This is a genomic window from Pseudoalteromonas undina (assembly GCF_000238275.3).
Lineage (GTDB): Bacteria > Pseudomonadota > Gammaproteobacteria > Enterobacterales > Alteromonadaceae > Pseudoalteromonas > Pseudoalteromonas undina.
In genome coordinates this window covers 2251564-2267539 of record NZ_AHCF03000003.1, presented here as the reverse complement: position 1 = coordinate 2267539, position 15976 = coordinate 2251564, and the positions used below count along the sequence as shown (strand labels likewise).

The following is a 15976-nucleotide window of genomic DNA, read 5'->3' as shown; positions in this document are numbered from 1 at the left end:
ATTTGTGGCTGCGCGATGTTTAAAGGAATAGAAGTAATGTCAGTTATTCGCAGTGTATTTAGTATTTTCTTTTACACAATAAACACTCTTTTTTGGTTTGTACCTATTTTTATTTGTGGCATCGTTAAGCTAATCCCAATTAAGGGACTTCAAAAATTAATGAGCTGGACAGCCAAGCAATGTGCCTCTATTTGGGTGACGTTTAACACCTTAAATCAAACGTTATTAACGCCAACAAAGCTAAATGTAACCGGTCTAGAAGAGCTAAAATTGAAAGATTGGTACCTAGTTATTGCGAACCACCAAAGCTGGGTGGATATTTTAGTGTTACAGCGAGTGTTTAACCGCAAAATACCTTTTTTAAATTTCTTTTTGAAAAAAGAGCTTATTTACGTACCTGTTTTAGGTTTGTGTTGGTGGGCGCTCGACTTTCCTTTTATGACCCGCACCAGTAAAAGCCAATTAAAAAAGAATCCTAAATTGCGTGGTAAAGATTTAGAAACGACTCGTAAAGCGTGTGAAAAATTTAAAGAAATGCCGGTTAGTGTGGTTAACTTTGTTGAAGGTACGCGTTTTACAGCGCAAAAGCATGCGCGCCAAAATAGCCCGTTTCCTCACTTACTTAAACCGAAAGCGGGTGGTGTGGCGTTTGTAATGCAAGCTATGGGTGAGCAAATTTCTAAGGTGGTAAATGTCACTATTCATTACCCTGAGGGCATTCCTACTTTTATGGATTTTGCAGCCGGTAAAGTAAAACACATTGATGTACATGTTGAAGTAAAAGGCGTTAGTGAGGACTTAATTGGTGATTACACTAATGATCCTGACTTTAGAGTACGTTTTCAAACGGAATTAAATCGCGTGTGGGAAGAAAAGAACCAGACGTTGGTTAATTTAAAACAAAAATAACAAAATGAGCTGACAGTTATGCTAAAAAAATGGTTACCTAATTGGTTAAATGGCTTAATTGTTGGCTGTGTTTTATTTGCTAATTTAATAATATTTGGCGCATTAGTGCTTACCCTTGGGTTAATTAAATTGGTTTTGCCCATACCCGTAGTAAGTAAATTATTACACGGTGCGTACAAGGGGTGGTGTAAAGGTAACCGCTTAGGGCTTTGGCTAGGCTGTAATGATATTAAAATTAATATTAGTGGGGAGGTAAATGCTAATAGCTGGTATTTGCTAATTAGTAATCATATTAGCTGGCTTGATATTGCGGTATTAAGCTCGTTAAATGCATTACCAGCTCCTAAGTTTTTTTTAAAAGATGAGCTTAAATACGTGCCATTTATAGGCACTGGTGCGTGGGCAATGGGTATGCCCTTTATGAAACGGGTGAGCAAAGCGCAATTGGCAAAAAATCCCAGTTTAAAAGGCCTAGATGTCGAGCGTACTAAGCGTAGTTGCCGTAATTTTCGTCATCACCCTACAACCATAGTGAACTTTGTAGAAGGTACGCGTTTTACAGCGCAAAAGCATAAGCATCAACAAAGTCCTTTTCAGCATTTATTAAAGCCTAAGGCTGGTGGAACTGCTTTTGCCTTAGAAGTTTTAAACGAGCAATTTGACGCTATGCTTAACACTAGTTTAGTGTATAGCGGTAAGTCAGATCATGTGTGTCGTAATATTTTAAAAGGCGAACTAGAGTCTATTAACATTACAATTGAGGTGATGCCGATAAATACACAAATGATTGGCAGTTACCAAACAGATCACGCATTTAGAGCCGAGTTTCAGCAATATTTAAATAATTTATGGATAAAAAAAGATAAGCAATTAAGCGCTCTTCATATTCAGCAAGCTAGTACTGAATTAACTCCCAGTAAGGAAATTGAAATACCATGACCAAAACACACCTACAGGAGCTAATTACTCCTTGGTTTGAAAAAGTCCCCGATGCTTTTTTTCTCAGTGCAATCACTGCCTCATCCATTGGCATCCTTTCTTTATTATTTGTTTACTTATTTACGCGTCGCTTAATGTTACCGGGTATTCAAAAGGTGGTGACTAAACTCTCTCCTGAGCGTATTGGTTCATTGTCACCTATGTTGACCAAGCTGAATAAACGAATTGCTTGCTTGTTATGCTGTGTACTTTTTTTAGCCACATTTGATAGTGTTTACCCCATTAATGAAATTGCCCAAGAGATCCTTAAAACCATTGGCCAAGCATTATTAATTATTTATATAGGTTTTATTATTAGCAGCATAGTGAGCATTGCTGGCGCTATTTATAACCAACTAGACTTTGCCCGCGAAGTGCCTATTCAAGGGCTAATTCAAGTAGTGAAGCTGATCACCTTTATTGTGTGTTCAATATTAATTGTTAGTATTGTGCTTGAAAAATCGCCGACTTATATTCTTTCTGGTTTTGGTGCGATCGCCGCTGTTACTTTATTAGTATTTAAAGACACCATATTAGGTTTTGTCGCCAGCATTCAAATTGCTGCCAACCGCTTAGTGACCTATGGAGACTGGATCCAAGTAGATAACTACGGCGCCGATGGCGAAGTAATTGATTTAGGACTTAATACTGTAAAAGTGCGTAACTGGGACAACACCATAACGACTATACCCACTTATATGCTGGTGGCCGGTTCATTTAAAAACTGGCGCGGTATGCAGGAGTCTGGTGGGCGACGTATTAAACGTTCTTTAAACATTGATATGAACAGCATCTTTTTAGTTGATGATGACTTTAAAGCGCAAATAGAAGCGGTAATACCACTGCAAGAATATATTCGACTAGGCACACTTCCCGATCCGGTGTCTAACTTAGGGCTATTTCGTCGCTATGCAGAGGGTTACTTAAAACAACACAGTAAAATCAATACCTCGCTCACACTCATGGTGCGTGAACTACAACCGCTTAACCATGGCCTCCCGATTGAGTTTTACTGCTTTAGTGAAGACAAACGTTGGATATCGTACGAGCATTTACAAGCTGAAATTATGGATCATTTACTGGCCGTATTACCGGTGTTTGGACTGCGCGCTTATCAAAGTGTTAGTGGGCAGTTAAGCCCAGCTGACGGGGTGAATATGGCGGGCAAACCTAGTATTAAAGTGCCCAATAATGCTGTCCAAGGCCAACACCAATAAAGAGCAATAATAGCCACCAAATAGGTGGCTTTTTCATACGTAGCCACGCAAATGCAGCAATCACTAATGCAATATGCCACACACTATTAATAGCTGAAGTCCAAATGGGCGAATACAATGCTGCAGCTAAAAAACCAACCACGGCGGCATTAAGCGCGGCAATTGAGCTGGCAAAGCGGGGCTTAGTGGCTAAATTAATCCAGCTTTTCTGAAATGCCAACATCAGTAAAAACCCTGGGGTAAATATCAATAATGTAGCTATGATTGCGCCCATTATTGGCTGCTCGGTATTTAGCTGCGCGCCTAAGTAGGTGGCTATTGTAAACATAGGCCCAGGTATAGCCTGAGCACTGGCGTAAGCCGTTAAAAATTGATCATCACTTAACGTTGGCACACCCGCTTGAAGTACTGGCAACACAACATGCCCGCCACCAAATACCATAGCACCAGCTTGGTAAAAAGGCGCAAATAACGCAAATTCTTGCCCTATTGGAATAAAGCTAACTCCAAGCAGTAGCGCAAATAAACTAAGTGCAACCCAGTTAACTTTCCTCTGATCACTGCTAGTTTGCTGTGATAAATCACTTAATTTTAAGAGTGGCCAGATAGCGCCGACTGCGGCCGCAATCAGTAAAATAATAATTTGTGTACTTAACATCGGCAGTAGAACAAGAGCTAGGGTGCTTATAACTGCAATTAGCTTAAGGATTAGATTGCTGCAAAAGCTTTTGGCCATACTAAGGGTCGCATCGGCAACAATTACTACGGCAAATAGCTTCAATCCGGTGATCACAGCAAAATAAACGGCGTCAAATTGGTGAGCACTAATAGCAAGCAGTGTCATTATTAAAAAAGAAGGCAAGGTAAAACCAATAAATGCGGTGATACCACCGATTACACCTGCACGCTCTACTCCAATTGCAAAGCTAACCTGACTAGAACCAGGGCCAGGCAGAGCTTGGCTGAGGCTTATTAGCTGTGAATAGCGACTGATACTTAACCAGCGCAGCGAATCAACAAAGTGATGTTTAAAGTAACCTAAATGGGCGGCAGGGCCGCCAAAACTCATGCAGCCAAGCAAAAAAAACTGCCTAAAAATCGCAATTAACATAGTGGCCATCGCCTTTTTGATAAATCATTAAATTGTCACAAATAAGTATGACATTTTTATGAAACGCTATCATTAGTCCGTATGAGGTAAGTAATAATACGTGTTTTACGTTACTCTTCATTTTTGGTTCATACAAATGTTTGCATAATCGCAATAATAAACTCTAAATGAATAGGAAATTACCATGATGTTAACTAAATCACTTTTAAGTGTCACTGTCGTTGCTGTATTACTTTCTGGCTGTGAAATGAATAACACGGGTAAAGGCGCCGCCATTGGTGCTGCAGCAGGGGGAATTTTAGGTAAAGCTACAGGTAACCACAAAGATAAACGTATTTTTATTGGTGCAGCTATTGGTGCGCTAGCGGGTGCAGCTGTAGGTGATTACATGGATAAACAAGAGGCTGCTTTTCGTGATGAACTAGCAGGTTCGGGAGTTGAAGTGGTACGTGAAGGTGATAACTTACGCTTAGTGATGCCATCTAATATTACGTTTGCGACTGATCAATCTTATATTTCATCGGGCTTTCATGACACTCTAAATGCGATAGCAAGTGTAATGAATAAATACGAAAAAACCTACTTAAGTGTTGAAGGTCACACCGACAGCACGGGCAAAGATAGTTACAATATGACTCTTTCAGAGCAGCGTGCACAAAGTGTAAAAAATTACTTGGTAAACCAACAAATTATGGCTGCACGAGTAAGCACGAGCGGCTTTGGTGAATCACGCCCAATTGCCACTAACGATACCGCGAATGGTCGCGCGCAAAACCGCCGCGTCGAAATTCAAATAGTGCCTAATACACAAGGTTAATAGCTAAAACCGCGCAAATGCGTGGTTTTGTATATTTTAATGGCACTTTTGCCTGCGTTAGCTGTCACAAATAGTTCTTCGATAAGGACATATTTATGGCAGCGTGGCGCACGGCAATTATTTTATCGGTATGTTTACATGGATTAGTTTTGTTTTTTGTTGCCTCATTAAAAGCACCTAAAATAAAGCCGCCACAATCAACCCCAATTAAAGCTTATATGGTAAGTGTGCCTGCCAAAATTAAAGCAATACAACAACGCGCTAACAAAAATGTGAATTCAGAAATCAACTCAATTGAGCCTGACAATGCAACCCAATCAAAATCATTAAATGCGATTAATAAAAAAACAGATAAAACGACTGAGCCGGTAAAGATCAGCACTAAAAATACCCAGTCTGTAATTTTAAAGCCTTACAAAAAGATCGATTTAAACAAAGGACTCAACAGTATTTTACAGCAACAAACTGGCTATTCTGATACTGCAAAGAGTGACCCTCAGAAAAAGCGTATTACAGTCCCAAAAGAGCATGCAGGCAAGGTAAAGCCACTATTAAAAATAGAGCAGCAAAATATGCAATTTACCACTTATCGACGAGGTGATAGCTGTTTTAGAAAGGTATCCGTTGGTGCAGGGGTTATGCCAAAAAATGACTTGCCCGAAAGTTACATAGCTGGTGTAAAGTGCGATAAAACTAAGCTAACTGAGGCTTACGATACCGCAATGAATAAATGGCTTAAAAAGAAGTAGCAACTAAAATGCAATCAATCTAAATTAAACTGTAATTCACATAGTTTTTGATACAAAGGGTTACTTGCCATTAATTGCTGATGAGTGCCTGTAGCTTTTATTTCGCCATTTTCCATTACCACAATCATATCGGCATGTTTTACCGTGGCCAGTCTATGGGCAATAATCAGCGTTGTTCTATTTTGCATTAAGTGTTCAAGTGCGGCCTGAACATGATGCTCGCTTTGCGCATCAAGCGCGCTGGTAGCCTCATCAAGTAGCAGTATTTCTGGGTCTTTTAAAATGGCGCGAGCAAGAACAATACGCTGCTTTTGCCCACCCGATAGCCTTACACCTTGTTCACCTAAGAAGCTGTTATAGCCTTGTGGTAACTGTTTTATAAATTCATCAGCATGGGCATGTTTGGCGGCCGTATAAACTTGCTCGTCACTGGCGCTTGGGTTTCCATAGCGAATGTTATGCATAACATCAGAGCTAAATAAAATCGGGTTTTGTGCCACCATCCCCATTTTGTTACGCAAGGTATTTAATGACAACTGTTTAATATTTATATTATGAAACTTAATCGCTCCGCTGGCAGGGTCATAAAAACGCTGTAACAGTTCAAACAAGGTGGTTTTACCGGCACCGGAAGGGCCAACAATAGCCACAGTTTTACCTGTTTCAATATTTAAGCTGATATTATTTAATGCGCTTACATCTGGGCGAGAAGGGTAATTAAAACTAATACCTTCAAGTGAAATTGCACTGTTGCTGGTAGTTGTATGCAACTGATCATCTTGTGGGATTTCGGGATTTTGTATTTTACTTTTAACGGCGAGCAGGTCAAGCAGTCGGGCAGCGGCCCCTGCGGCGCGTTGTAGTTCACCGTAAACCTCTGCGACGGTGGCAACCGACATGGCCACCATAATGGCATAAAATACAAACGCGCCAAGTTCACCGCCCGTCATAGTGCCTGCGAGCACATCACTACCGCCTACCCAGAGCATGGCACTAATAGCACTAAAGGTAAGAAAAATAACTGCTGCAATTAAAAACGAGCGCTGTTTAATGCGGCTTTTGGCAACGTTAAAGGCTTTTTCGGTTTCAAGTGCAAAAGCAGATTGCTCTTGTTGTTCATGGCTATAACTCTGTACTACTTTTATGTTTTGAATGATCTCACCCGCGTAGGTGCTGATATCTGCAATCGCATCTTGGCTCGAGCTTGCTAGCTTGCGTACTTTTTTTCCAAAAACTAACATAGGCACCAATACTAAAGGAACGCAGGCCACAACGACCAAGGTAAGCTTTAAATTAGTTACAAGCAGCATAATTAAACCACCGACTAACATTAGCGCGCTTCGCAGCGCCATAGAAAATGATGAGCCGATAATAGATTGTAACAAGGTGGTGTCGGTGGTGAGCCGTGACATCAGCTCGCCGCTGCGATTTTCTTCAAAATAACTCGGATGCAAAGTAACAATACGATTGAATACAGCTTTTCTAATGTCATTACTGACTCGCTCGCCAATCCACGACATTAAATAAAATCGGCTGAATGTGCCCACCGCCAATAAACTGATCAAGCCAATTAATACCAAAACAGCTTGTTGTAACTGCGCTTGCGAGCCGGCAATAAAGCCATGATCAATCACAAACTTAACGCCTTGGCCTAACGATAGGTTAACTCCTGCGGTGGCAAGTAACGCCACTAGAGCCCCTAAAACCACCCATTTATAAGGCTTAATAAAATTGAATATAGGGAATAAAGCGCTAAAGGCGGCTTTATCTGAAGCAGGCTTGTCTGTAGGCATAGTAGATTCTTATTGATGATTAAGGTATAGATATGGCATCAATAGATTAAAAATCAATAGTATTAAAAATCATCAATAGGGAAAAATTATGACAACTAAACAGATAACAGGCGAGTTTACCGTTACATTAGCGCCTATAGAAGGGTATGCACATGGGCAGCAAGGCGTTAATTTAGGTCGGATGTCGATTGATAAACAATTTACTGGTAGCTTAACGGCAACTAGCCAAGGCGAAATGCTTAGCGCCATGACTCCCACCCAAGGCAGCGCTGGCTATGTTGCAATAGAGCAAGTGATAGGCGAGCTTGAGGGCAAGAAAGGCAGTTTTGTACTGCAGCACTTTGGTACTATGGACAAAGGCCAAGACAGCTTAATTTTAAAAGTGGTGCCCGACTCAGGCACTGATGAGCTCGCAGGATTAACAGGCAGTATGGCGATACGCATAGAGCAAGGTATTCACCATTATGATTTTAAATACAGTCTATAAAGCAGGTATTTATAATGCAAAAAGTAATCGAATTCAGAAAGGCCCGTTTTTTGGGTGGGGTAGATATAGTCGCACTAAATGATCGCATACAGGAATTAAACCAAGACGGTTGGAAAGTAATAAACGCAGTGCCATTAACAGGCTTTTATGGGCAAGTGCATGGTTATACATTACTTATTGAAAATGAAGAAATATAAGGGTTACTAATGGCGTTATCATTATGGTTGAGCTTAGCATTGGTGTGCATGATGGGCGCAATGTCGCCCGGGCCCAGTTTAGCTGTGGTATTAAAGCATAGCTTAAGCGGTGGCATGAAAAATGGCATGCTGGCAGCGTTAAGCCATGGTTTTGGAGTGGGATTATATGCAGCGGCTTCATTGTTGGGGTTAGGCGCATTGATGTTGCAATTTCCTACTGTGTACCAATTTTTAGTGTATTTAGGGGCAGCCTATTTAGCATATTTAGGTTTGAAAATACTATTTTCAAAGCCCAACGACAGCGAGCTAAACATTCAGCAAAGCGAAGTGAGCAGCTCTAAGGCGTTACAAGATGGCTTTGCCATTGCATTTTTAAACCCCAAACTAGCAATTTTCTTTTTGGCGTTATTTTCACAATTTATCGACCCAGAGAACCTTACTTTAAATATTGGCGTTATTATGTGCTTAACGGTTTTTGTCATTGATACTGGCTGGTATCTACTGGTGGCTCTACTTACTGAGGTGTCTAAAAAGCGCTTTGGTTTTACTAAGCAAAATATCTGGTTAGATAGGCTGTTAGGTGCGGTATTTATCGCGCTTGCGATTAAAGTGGTTATTGGATTTTAACTATCAAAGTGATTGAATTGCGTACAGTTGGTAATTAATGTAACTTAAAAAAACTATAATTTAAAAGTGATAAAACGATGTCTAATATAATTTTAAAAAGTGCTACTTTTGATAGCAAAGTCAAACAGTACTGGATGTGTTTAGCTGCAATATTTAGCCTTTTTCCAGTTGTAACTATTGTGCTTTTACCCGTTGTATTACTTTTAGTGTGGCTAGTCGCAAGTCGAGTATTAGCCGCTATGTCGGCCGATTTACTAGAGCGCAAGCTAGTGGTGAAGCGCGGTATTTTATTTAAAGAAGAAAAATCGATTCCACTAGAAAAAATCACCGATGTCGGGTTGAGTCAGGGGCCGCTAATGCGCATGTTTGGCTTATACCGGTTAAGTTTTGAAACAGCAGGGCAGTCGGGGCATGGTGCGTTGGTATCGTTACTTGGGGTAGTTGATGCCAGTGAATTTCGTGAAGCCATTTTAACTCAAAAAGATAACCTCACGGCAGAACAACCCGCTCAAGCAAAACAAGACGAGCCACAAAGCCAAGTCGAACTTATTCGCTCGCTGGCCTACAGTGTGAAAAATATCGAACAAATGCTAGTTACACTCCTTGAAGAAAAAAGATGATCAGGTCATTTAAATAGGGAGTTAATGGAATATGGTTAAGTAGAGATTACTTTTTGGCTTGTTTATTTGTAGGCATCATCCGATGATGCCTACAACATGCTAATCCTAGGTATCTTCAGTATTAGTATTCGAAATATATGAAGATATTGATGATGACAGGTTTTTATCTAGAGCACTTTCTAAGCAATGGGAGATTGATGGTGCCGATATTTTAAAGTGATTTAATGCAATACCGTCTAAATAAGTTAAATAAGGGTTTACCGATAAAGTGAACGCACCTAGCTCTTTTATCCACTTTGCTAAAAAAATAACACGGTATTGCGTGTCGCTCCCGTTGTTAAGGTTTACTTCTAAATTTAAATTCTTACTTATTTCACTCCATGGATTCCGATACAAGGTTTCACCAACTATGATCGGTTTTGATGTAAAAAAGCTATCAGGGTTTTTAATATTCTTTTCAACTTTATGATTTACCCAGTTTTGAATTCGTGATGATGTATATTCTTCAAATACAGCCTTTACTGCACTATTTATATGGGAGGGGCAGTTGTTTTGTCTATCTAGAGGAGAAGGCTGACTTATTTGATGAAATGACATTAGGCCTAGTTCAGTCTGAAGAGTGTGTTTAAATGTTGAGAAACGCTCATCAATTGCTTTTTGTTTAGATATAGCAATAAGATCATTTTTATTTAATATCGTAGCTTCTGTATATTTACCTGACCCATTTTTACTATGATTTCCTACAAAAAATGCAGAATGGTTGTTACCAGAGACATCCACAATAATAACTTTATGCGGATTGGAATCACATGTTTGATCAGCAATCGCTGCTTTTTGATTAGAGAGTGTAGTGTGGCATTGAGTTAATGGTGCATTGCTTTTTGCTAGTTCAGAGGCTCTGTCATTATTACAATCTTCACATACCATTAAGGTTATGCTGTCATCAGCATTTACAGAGTGAGCAATGCCGAGTAAAAATAATAAAGCTGCAACTTTTTTCATAAAGTCTTCCTTAGACGAGTGTTCCTTTTTTATATACACTAGCTTTGAAGTTTATTAATTTCAATCTTTGATTTTAATTGAGCATTGTAATTCTCTAATTTGGATTATGTTACAAAGCTCAGCGATCGGTTGATCGCCGAGTAATTTAATTCTTAGCATTTAAAATGCCTGACAAACATCTTCTGCTTTACAGGTAATAACTGTCACGTTTTCGTAGCCTACGCGTGTCAGCGCTTCAGCACTTAATGTTGCGCGCGCACCACTAGCGCAATGTAAATAAATAGGACGGGCTGCGTCTTTTTCTATTTCCATGAGCTTCATTTCAAGTAGCCCGCGAGGAATGTTTATAGCGCCTATAGCTGCTTTGGTGGCATGTTCAGCGGGTTCTCGTACATCAATCAACAATCCTTTATTTTGCTCAAGCTCTTTCTTTGCTTGTTCGGCATCAATACGACGCTGATTAGGAGTAATTATTTTTAGTAAATCTGGAATAGGGGTAAGCATGGTGTTTATTCCTTAAAGCCAAGTTTGCGTAATAGAGTGATCATTGGGCACCAGCTAGTAAAAGCTGATTGAATTAAATTTACTGCGATAAAAGCTGTAAAGTAAATCCACTTAGGATCATGATAAGTTTGCAATAAAAGCGACACAATAATCATTATGCCTGCGATTAGTCTGAGTGCGTTATTTAGCTTCATTATAGTAGGCCAGTTATTTAGTTCAGTACAGTCACTATATTAGATTTATCTATATTAGTAAAATCTAATATTAGACTTTTCTAATCTAACGTCTTATACTCAGACTCTATTTTAGAATAAGAGCATAGTATGAATATTGACTTTACTGCCATGGCCGGCAATGTAGAACAAGCCGAGCAGCTATTAAAAATTTTAGCCAATAAAAATCGCTTGATGATTTTATGTTCTTTGCAAGATTCAGAAATGAGCGTATCTCAGCTCAATGAAGCCGTGCCATTAGCGCAGTCTGCGTTATCTCAGCACTTAGCAGCGTTGCGTAAAGCAAATATTGTGGCTACGCGCCGCGAGAGCCAAACAATTTATTATCGTGTCATTGATGAAAATGCAGTCGTTTTGCTTGGTACCTTGTATGGGTTATTTTGTAAGGGCTAAGTGCGATGAGCTTAATAGACAATGCGGTAAAAAGTAGTTTAAGTGGTCGCATTCCGATTGTTATTTTTGTGATGTCTTTGTTACTTGGGGTATTTGCACTAAATCAAACACCTCGAGAAGAAGAGCCGCAAATTACTGTGCCCATGCTCGATATTTATGTATCAGCACCTAACGTTGAGGCGCCTGAAGTCGCTAGGTTAGTAACACAACCGCTCGAGAAGTTACTGGCTCAGCTGGTGGGAGTTGAGCATATTTACTCAACCACACAAACTAACAGTACAGTGGTTACGTTGCGTTTTGAAGTAGGGCACAACCGCGAGCAAGCTATTTTAGATACCTATGCAAAATTAAATAGTTATCAGCATACAATGGCATCGGTGATCAAAAGTTGGCAAATTCGTCCAATAGAAGTAGATGACGTGCCTATTGTGATGTTAGGCCTCTACAGTAAAGACCCGCAACTCTATGGTGATTACGAACTAACTCGTTTTGCTAACGAAATTGCTAATAGTTTACAACGCATTGAGCATACCAGTGAAGTTAAAGTAATTTCGGGGCGTACGCGTACTCTTACCATCAATTTAAATGCCAGCGCACTGGCTGCCCATCAAACCACGGTAAACGATGTTTTTTACGCATTAAATGTATCAAACCAACTCACTCAAGTAGGGAGTGTGGTTGATAATCAGCAGCAAATTGCAATTCAGGCAGGTGATGTACTAAGAACACAATCAGCGGTAGAGCAATTAGTTGTTAATGTGGTTAATGGTAAAAGTGTTTACTTGATGGACATTGCAACAGTCAGCGATGGCCCTAGTGAAACTGAGCATTACCAATGGTTAGCGCAATCTACTGATCAGCAGCAGCTGCCTATGGTTACTTTAAGCGTAGCCAAGCAAACAGGGACTAATGCGGTTGCTGTTGCAAATGATGTTCATACCACGATGAATGAACTTGCAAATACCTTACTGCCACCAGAAGTTAGCTATACAGTACTTAGAGATTATGGCCAAACTGCGAATGAAAAAGTAAATAACCTCACATCAAGTTTAGTGTTTGCAGTGTTTACTGTGGTGATATTTGTTGGCGTGTTTTTAGGTTGGCGTCCTGCCGTAGTGGTTGGGCTGGCGGTTCCTATTTGTTATGGCATTACACTCTCATTAGATTTTGCATTTGGTTACACCATTAATCGGGTGACCTTATTTGCGCTTATTTTATCATTAGGCTTACTGGTAGACGACCCAATCACGGGTATTGATAATATTAGTCGCTTCATAAATAATAAAGGCGATAAAAAACAACATGTTGTTGGCGCAATGAGCGAAATTCGAAATGCCTTGCTTATGTCGACACTCACTATAATGGTGGCGTTTATTCCACTGGCGTTTATTACCGGCATGATGGGGCCATATATGGCACCTATGGCGTTCAACGTGCCCATTAGTGTCATGGTGTCTACTTTGGTAGCTTTTTTTGTCACTCCTTGGCTGGCAATGAAATTGCTTAAACCAAACACCTTAGAACAACCTGATCTTGAACCTAAAGCGGGTTTATACCAAAGACTACTCAGTCCATTACTTGCCTCAAAAGGGCGAGCTAAATGGGTGCTATGGATAACGTTAGGATTGTTTATTATCAGCGCCATGTTACCCGTGATGCGCTTGGTGCCATTAAAGCTCCTGCCTTTTGATAATAAAAATGAGCTGCAAGTACTTATAGATATGCCAGAGGGTACTAGTCTAGAGAGCACGGCTGCATTTACTAAGCAGATTCAAACCCTCACATGGCAGTTAAATGAAGTAAGTGAAATAGCCGCATATATTGGGCAGCCCTCCAGTATGGATTTTAATGGCATGGTGCGTGGTTATTATCGCCGTGAAGCCGCTAACTTAGCAGAGCTCAGAGTATTGCTGGTGGATAAATCAGCACGAGATCATCAATCGCATGGTGTGGTTATGCGGCTACGCGAACAACTTGCTCCTTTAGCAAAAAATGGCATTGTTATCAAAGTGGTCGAGGTACCACCTGGGCCACCGGTGTTGAGTACTTTAGTTGCTGAAGTGTATCGTGATCCCTTTGTTGATGAGCATACCCATAGGCAGGCTGCTCAACATGTTGCAGCACGTTTACGCCAAGAACCTCATGTTGTTGAGGTTGATACCTCTTTGGTTGCTCCTGCGCCATTACAGCGCTTTATTACAGATAAAACCAAAGCTGCGCTCAGTGCTATTGCTACCCAAAATATTGCACAAACACTCAGTATTGCTTCGCAGGGGCAACAGGTTGGAGTGTTGTACGTAAGCGATGAAACTCAGCCAGTCCCTATACAATTACAATTGCCTTATAGCGAACGTAATCAGCTTTCACAATTACTTACACTGCAAGTAAGAGGGGATAGGGACTTAGCTAAAACCAGTAATGAGTTAGGTATAACAAGTGCCCCCAGACCTTTAGTGTCGCTTTCAGAGCTGGGAGAGTTTAAACCATTAAACGTGGCCGACACACTAATGCGTAAAGATCAGCGTGACGTTATTTATGTGATGGCCGAACTAAATGGACGCACGCCTGCAGAGGTTATTGCGGATGTAAATGCCGATTTGAACGCACGCAATGAAGGATTTGAAAAAAACGCGTGGTTAACACGGCACTTTTTTAATAATGGTGGAACCGCGCCATGGCAATTACCGCAAGGAACTGATGTTAACTTTAGTGGTGAAGGTGAGTGGCGTATCACCATTGATGTGTTCAGGGATATGGGCATTGCTTTTGCCTTTGCGCTCAGTGCTATATTTATTATTTTACGGGTACAAACACAGTCGGCGAGTTTATCGCTGATTATCATGTCGGCTATTCCATTAACTGTGATTGGTATTATGCCTGGGTTTTGGTTACTCAATCAATTTGGTGAACGCACCATAGCGGGGGCTCCTGAGCCGGTATTATTTACCGCTACTGCGATGATAGGCATGATTGCCTTAGCAGGTATTGTCGTTCGTAACTCACTTATTTTAGTCGAATTTATTAACCAAGCACGTGCTCAGGGGATGGCAATAAAAGAGGCACTTATTGCTGCAGGGACGGTACGAATGCGCCCAGTATTATTAACCGCCGGAACTACTTTGTTAGGTAACTTAGTGATCACACTTGACCCAGTATTTAGCGGGTTAGCCATAGCAATTATTTTTGGCATCGTGGCGTCTACCGTATTTTCGTTATTTGTTGTACCGCTTGTTTATTATTTAGTGTTTACAAACCCAGAGGAAGAAGCACATGCAGGGTAAATCAAAAGTTTTAGGCGCAATCAGTGCATTGGTTGTGGTTATTGTAGCAGTGTTATACATGGCCGGTAGCTTTAGTGATAAACAACCTGCAGGGTTAAAAGAGATGCCAGTTACTCAATATCAAGGTGAGGTGGTCACTGTTGAGCTGCAAACTATTTCGCGAACAGAGCATGTACCGGGGAGTGTAATTGCGAAACAAAACACCCAAATTTCGTCAAATGTAATGGCACAAGTAAAGCAATTTAAAGTGCGCGCCGGTGATAAGGTTAGTCAAGGTGACTTATTGATCACCCTTAAGCAAGATGACTTTAAAGCGATGCTGGCACAAAGTGAGGCAAATATTAATGCGGTGCAAGCCTCATTAAACCAAGCTAAAAAGCAACTTATTAGAGTAACTGAGTTACAGGCAAAAGGGTTAGTACCAGTGAGTGAGCTTGATGATGCTAAAGCAAAATTTGATAACTTAACTGCCAACTTAGCTGGAGCAAAGCAGCAGCAAATCCAGGCGCAAGTATCACTTAACTACACGCAAATTAAAGCCCCTATATCTGGTGTCGTTGTTGAGCGTTTAGCCGAACCTGGCGATACAGCCACACCTGGTATACCGTTGTTAACGCTTTACAATCCAAAGCAACTTCAACTTGCCTTTAATGTACGAGAGCAACAAGCAGTAAAGCTTAAATTAGGCGATCGTTTAAACGTGAGTTTGCCTTCGCTCGATATAACAACAGCCGCAAGTATCAGTGAAATTATACCTGTTGTTGATAACGCTGCACGTAGCTTACTTATACGACTAGAAATTGAACCACAGCCAGGGATGCTCCCTGGGTTATATGCACAATTGCATTTACCGTTTAAAAGCACCCAAGGTGTACTGGTAGCTCCTCGTTGGATACATGATTTTGGACAGCTTAGTATGATGTATGTCATTAGCGCTGACAAAATTGAGCGTCGCTTTGTACGCTTAGGTGAGCAGTTTGATAATCAGCAACATGTTATTACGGGCCTTAAAGCTGGCGATAAAATAGCAGTGGATTATCAACCAATAACTAAATAAT

Annotated in this window: 17 protein-coding genes; 12 read left to right on the top strand and 5 right to left on the bottom strand. The window is 40.6% G+C overall.

The features are described 5' to 3' along the window. Nucleotides 1-36 precede the first annotated feature (36 nt). The 3 genes from PUND_RS14115 to PUND_RS14105 are packed head-to-tail and all read left to right on the top strand — an operon-like array spanning nt 37 to nt 3104. Nucleotides 37-909 carry an acyltransferase gene (locus PUND_RS14115; protein ID WP_010392448.1) on the top strand — a complete coding sequence of 291 codons (873 nt, stop codon included), beginning with the start codon at nt 37-39 and terminating at the stop codon, nt 907-909. 18 nt (nt 910-927) lie between these two features. Next, nucleotides 928-1848 (top strand): acetyltransferase, encoded by a 921-nt coding sequence (locus PUND_RS14110; protein ID WP_010392451.1) that lies wholly within the window; start codon nt 928-930, stop codon nt 1846-1848. Further along, complete coding sequence (locus PUND_RS14105) at nt 1845-3104, top strand: mechanosensitive ion channel family protein (RefSeq protein WP_010392453.1); 1260 nt, start codon at nt 1845-1847, stop codon at nt 3102-3104. The genes PUND_RS14110 and PUND_RS14105 overlap by 4 nt, the downstream gene beginning before the upstream one ends. Here the strand turns inward: PUND_RS14105 and chrA are convergent. Next, complete coding sequence (chrA, locus tag PUND_RS14100; protein WP_010392455.1) at nt 3064-4215, bottom strand: chromate efflux transporter; 1152 nt, start codon at nt 4213-4215, stop codon at nt 3064-3066. The genes PUND_RS14105 and chrA overlap by 41 nt on opposite strands. Nucleotides 4216-4399: 184 nt before the next feature. Between chrA and PUND_RS14095 the strand changes: the two genes are divergently transcribed. Then, nucleotides 4400-5032 (top strand): YiaD family glycine zipper/OmpA-like lipoprotein, encoded by a 633-nt coding sequence (locus PUND_RS14095; protein ID WP_010392457.1) that lies wholly within the window; start codon nt 4400-4402, stop codon nt 5030-5032. A gap of 95 nt (nt 5033-5127) precedes the next feature. After that, nucleotides 5128-5781 (top strand): hypothetical protein, encoded by a 654-nt coding sequence (locus tag PUND_RS14090; RefSeq protein WP_010392459.1) that lies wholly within the window; start codon nt 5128-5130, stop codon nt 5779-5781. Nucleotides 5782-5795: 14 nt separating this feature from the next. On the opposite strand, the gene PUND_RS14085 is transcribed toward PUND_RS14090, so the two are convergent. After that, nucleotides 5796-7574 carry an ABC transporter transmembrane domain-containing protein gene (locus PUND_RS14085; protein ID WP_010392461.1) on the bottom strand — a complete coding sequence of 593 codons (1779 nt, stop codon included), beginning with the start codon at nt 7572-7574 and terminating at the stop codon, nt 5796-5798. 88 nt (nt 7575-7662) lie between these two features. On the opposite strand from PUND_RS14085, the gene PUND_RS14080 reads away from it, so the two are divergent. The 4 genes from PUND_RS14080 to PUND_RS14065 all read left to right on the top strand — a co-directional run bounded on the left by PUND_RS14080 (nt 7663) and on the right by PUND_RS14065 (nt 9505). After that, a complete protein-coding gene (locus PUND_RS14080) occupies nt 7663-8061 on the top strand; it encodes a DUF3224 domain-containing protein (RefSeq protein ID WP_010392463.1) in 399 nt (132 codons plus the stop codon). A 14-nt stretch (nt 8062-8075) separates the two neighbouring features. Next, nucleotides 8076-8258 carry a hypothetical protein gene (locus PUND_RS14075; protein ID WP_010392465.1) on the top strand — a complete coding sequence of 61 codons (183 nt, stop codon included), beginning with the start codon at nt 8076-8078 and terminating at the stop codon, nt 8256-8258. A 9-nt stretch (nt 8259-8267) separates the two neighbouring features. Further along, the gene (locus PUND_RS14070) at nt 8268-8885 is read left to right on the top strand and encodes a LysE family translocator (RefSeq protein WP_010392467.1); all 618 of its coding nucleotides are present in this window, start codon (nt 8268-8270) and stop codon (nt 8883-8885) included. 77 nt (nt 8886-8962) lie between these two features. Beyond that, on the top strand, nt 8963-9505 hold the full coding sequence (locus PUND_RS14065; RefSeq protein WP_010392469.1) for a PH domain-containing protein: 543 nt from the start codon (nt 8963-8965) through the stop codon (nt 9503-9505). Nucleotides 9506-9610: 105 nt separating this feature from the next. On the opposite strand, the gene PUND_RS14060 is transcribed toward PUND_RS14065, so the two are convergent. From PUND_RS14060 to PUND_RS14050, 3 genes are all read right to left on the bottom strand, one after another. Then, nucleotides 9611-10507, bottom strand: coding sequence for a hypothetical protein (locus PUND_RS14060; RefSeq protein WP_010392471.1), 897 nt, complete (start codon nt 10505-10507; stop codon nt 9611-9613). 159 nt (nt 10508-10666) lie between these two features. Continuing rightward, nucleotides 10667-11011, bottom strand: coding sequence for a rhodanese-like domain-containing protein (locus tag PUND_RS14055; RefSeq protein WP_008115421.1), 345 nt, complete (start codon nt 11009-11011; stop codon nt 10667-10669). 5 nt (nt 11012-11016) lie between these two features. Continuing rightward, nucleotides 11017-11205: a YgaP family membrane protein gene (locus PUND_RS14050; RefSeq protein ID WP_010392474.1), complete on the bottom strand. Its 189-nt coding sequence runs from the start codon at nt 11203-11205 to the stop codon at nt 11017-11019. 129 nt (nt 11206-11334) lie between these two features. Between PUND_RS14050 and PUND_RS14045 the strand changes: the two genes are divergently transcribed. Genes PUND_RS14045 through PUND_RS14035 form a run of 3 tightly spaced genes read left to right on the top strand, consistent with a single transcriptional unit; the run spans nt 11335 to nt 15975 of the window. Beyond that, nucleotides 11335-11637: an ArsR/SmtB family transcription factor gene (locus tag PUND_RS14045; RefSeq protein ID WP_010392476.1), complete on the top strand. Its 303-nt coding sequence runs from the start codon at nt 11335-11337 to the stop codon at nt 11635-11637. A 5-nt stretch (nt 11638-11642) separates the two neighbouring features. Then, nucleotides 11643-14918: an efflux RND transporter permease subunit gene (locus PUND_RS14040; RefSeq protein WP_010392478.1), complete on the top strand. Its 3276-nt coding sequence runs from the start codon at nt 11643-11645 to the stop codon at nt 14916-14918. Then, complete coding sequence (locus PUND_RS14035) at nt 14908-15975, top strand: efflux RND transporter periplasmic adaptor subunit (protein ID WP_010392480.1); 1068 nt, start codon at nt 14908-14910, stop codon at nt 15973-15975. The genes PUND_RS14040 and PUND_RS14035 overlap by 11 nt, the downstream gene beginning before the upstream one ends. Nucleotide 15976: the final 1 nt, after the last annotated feature.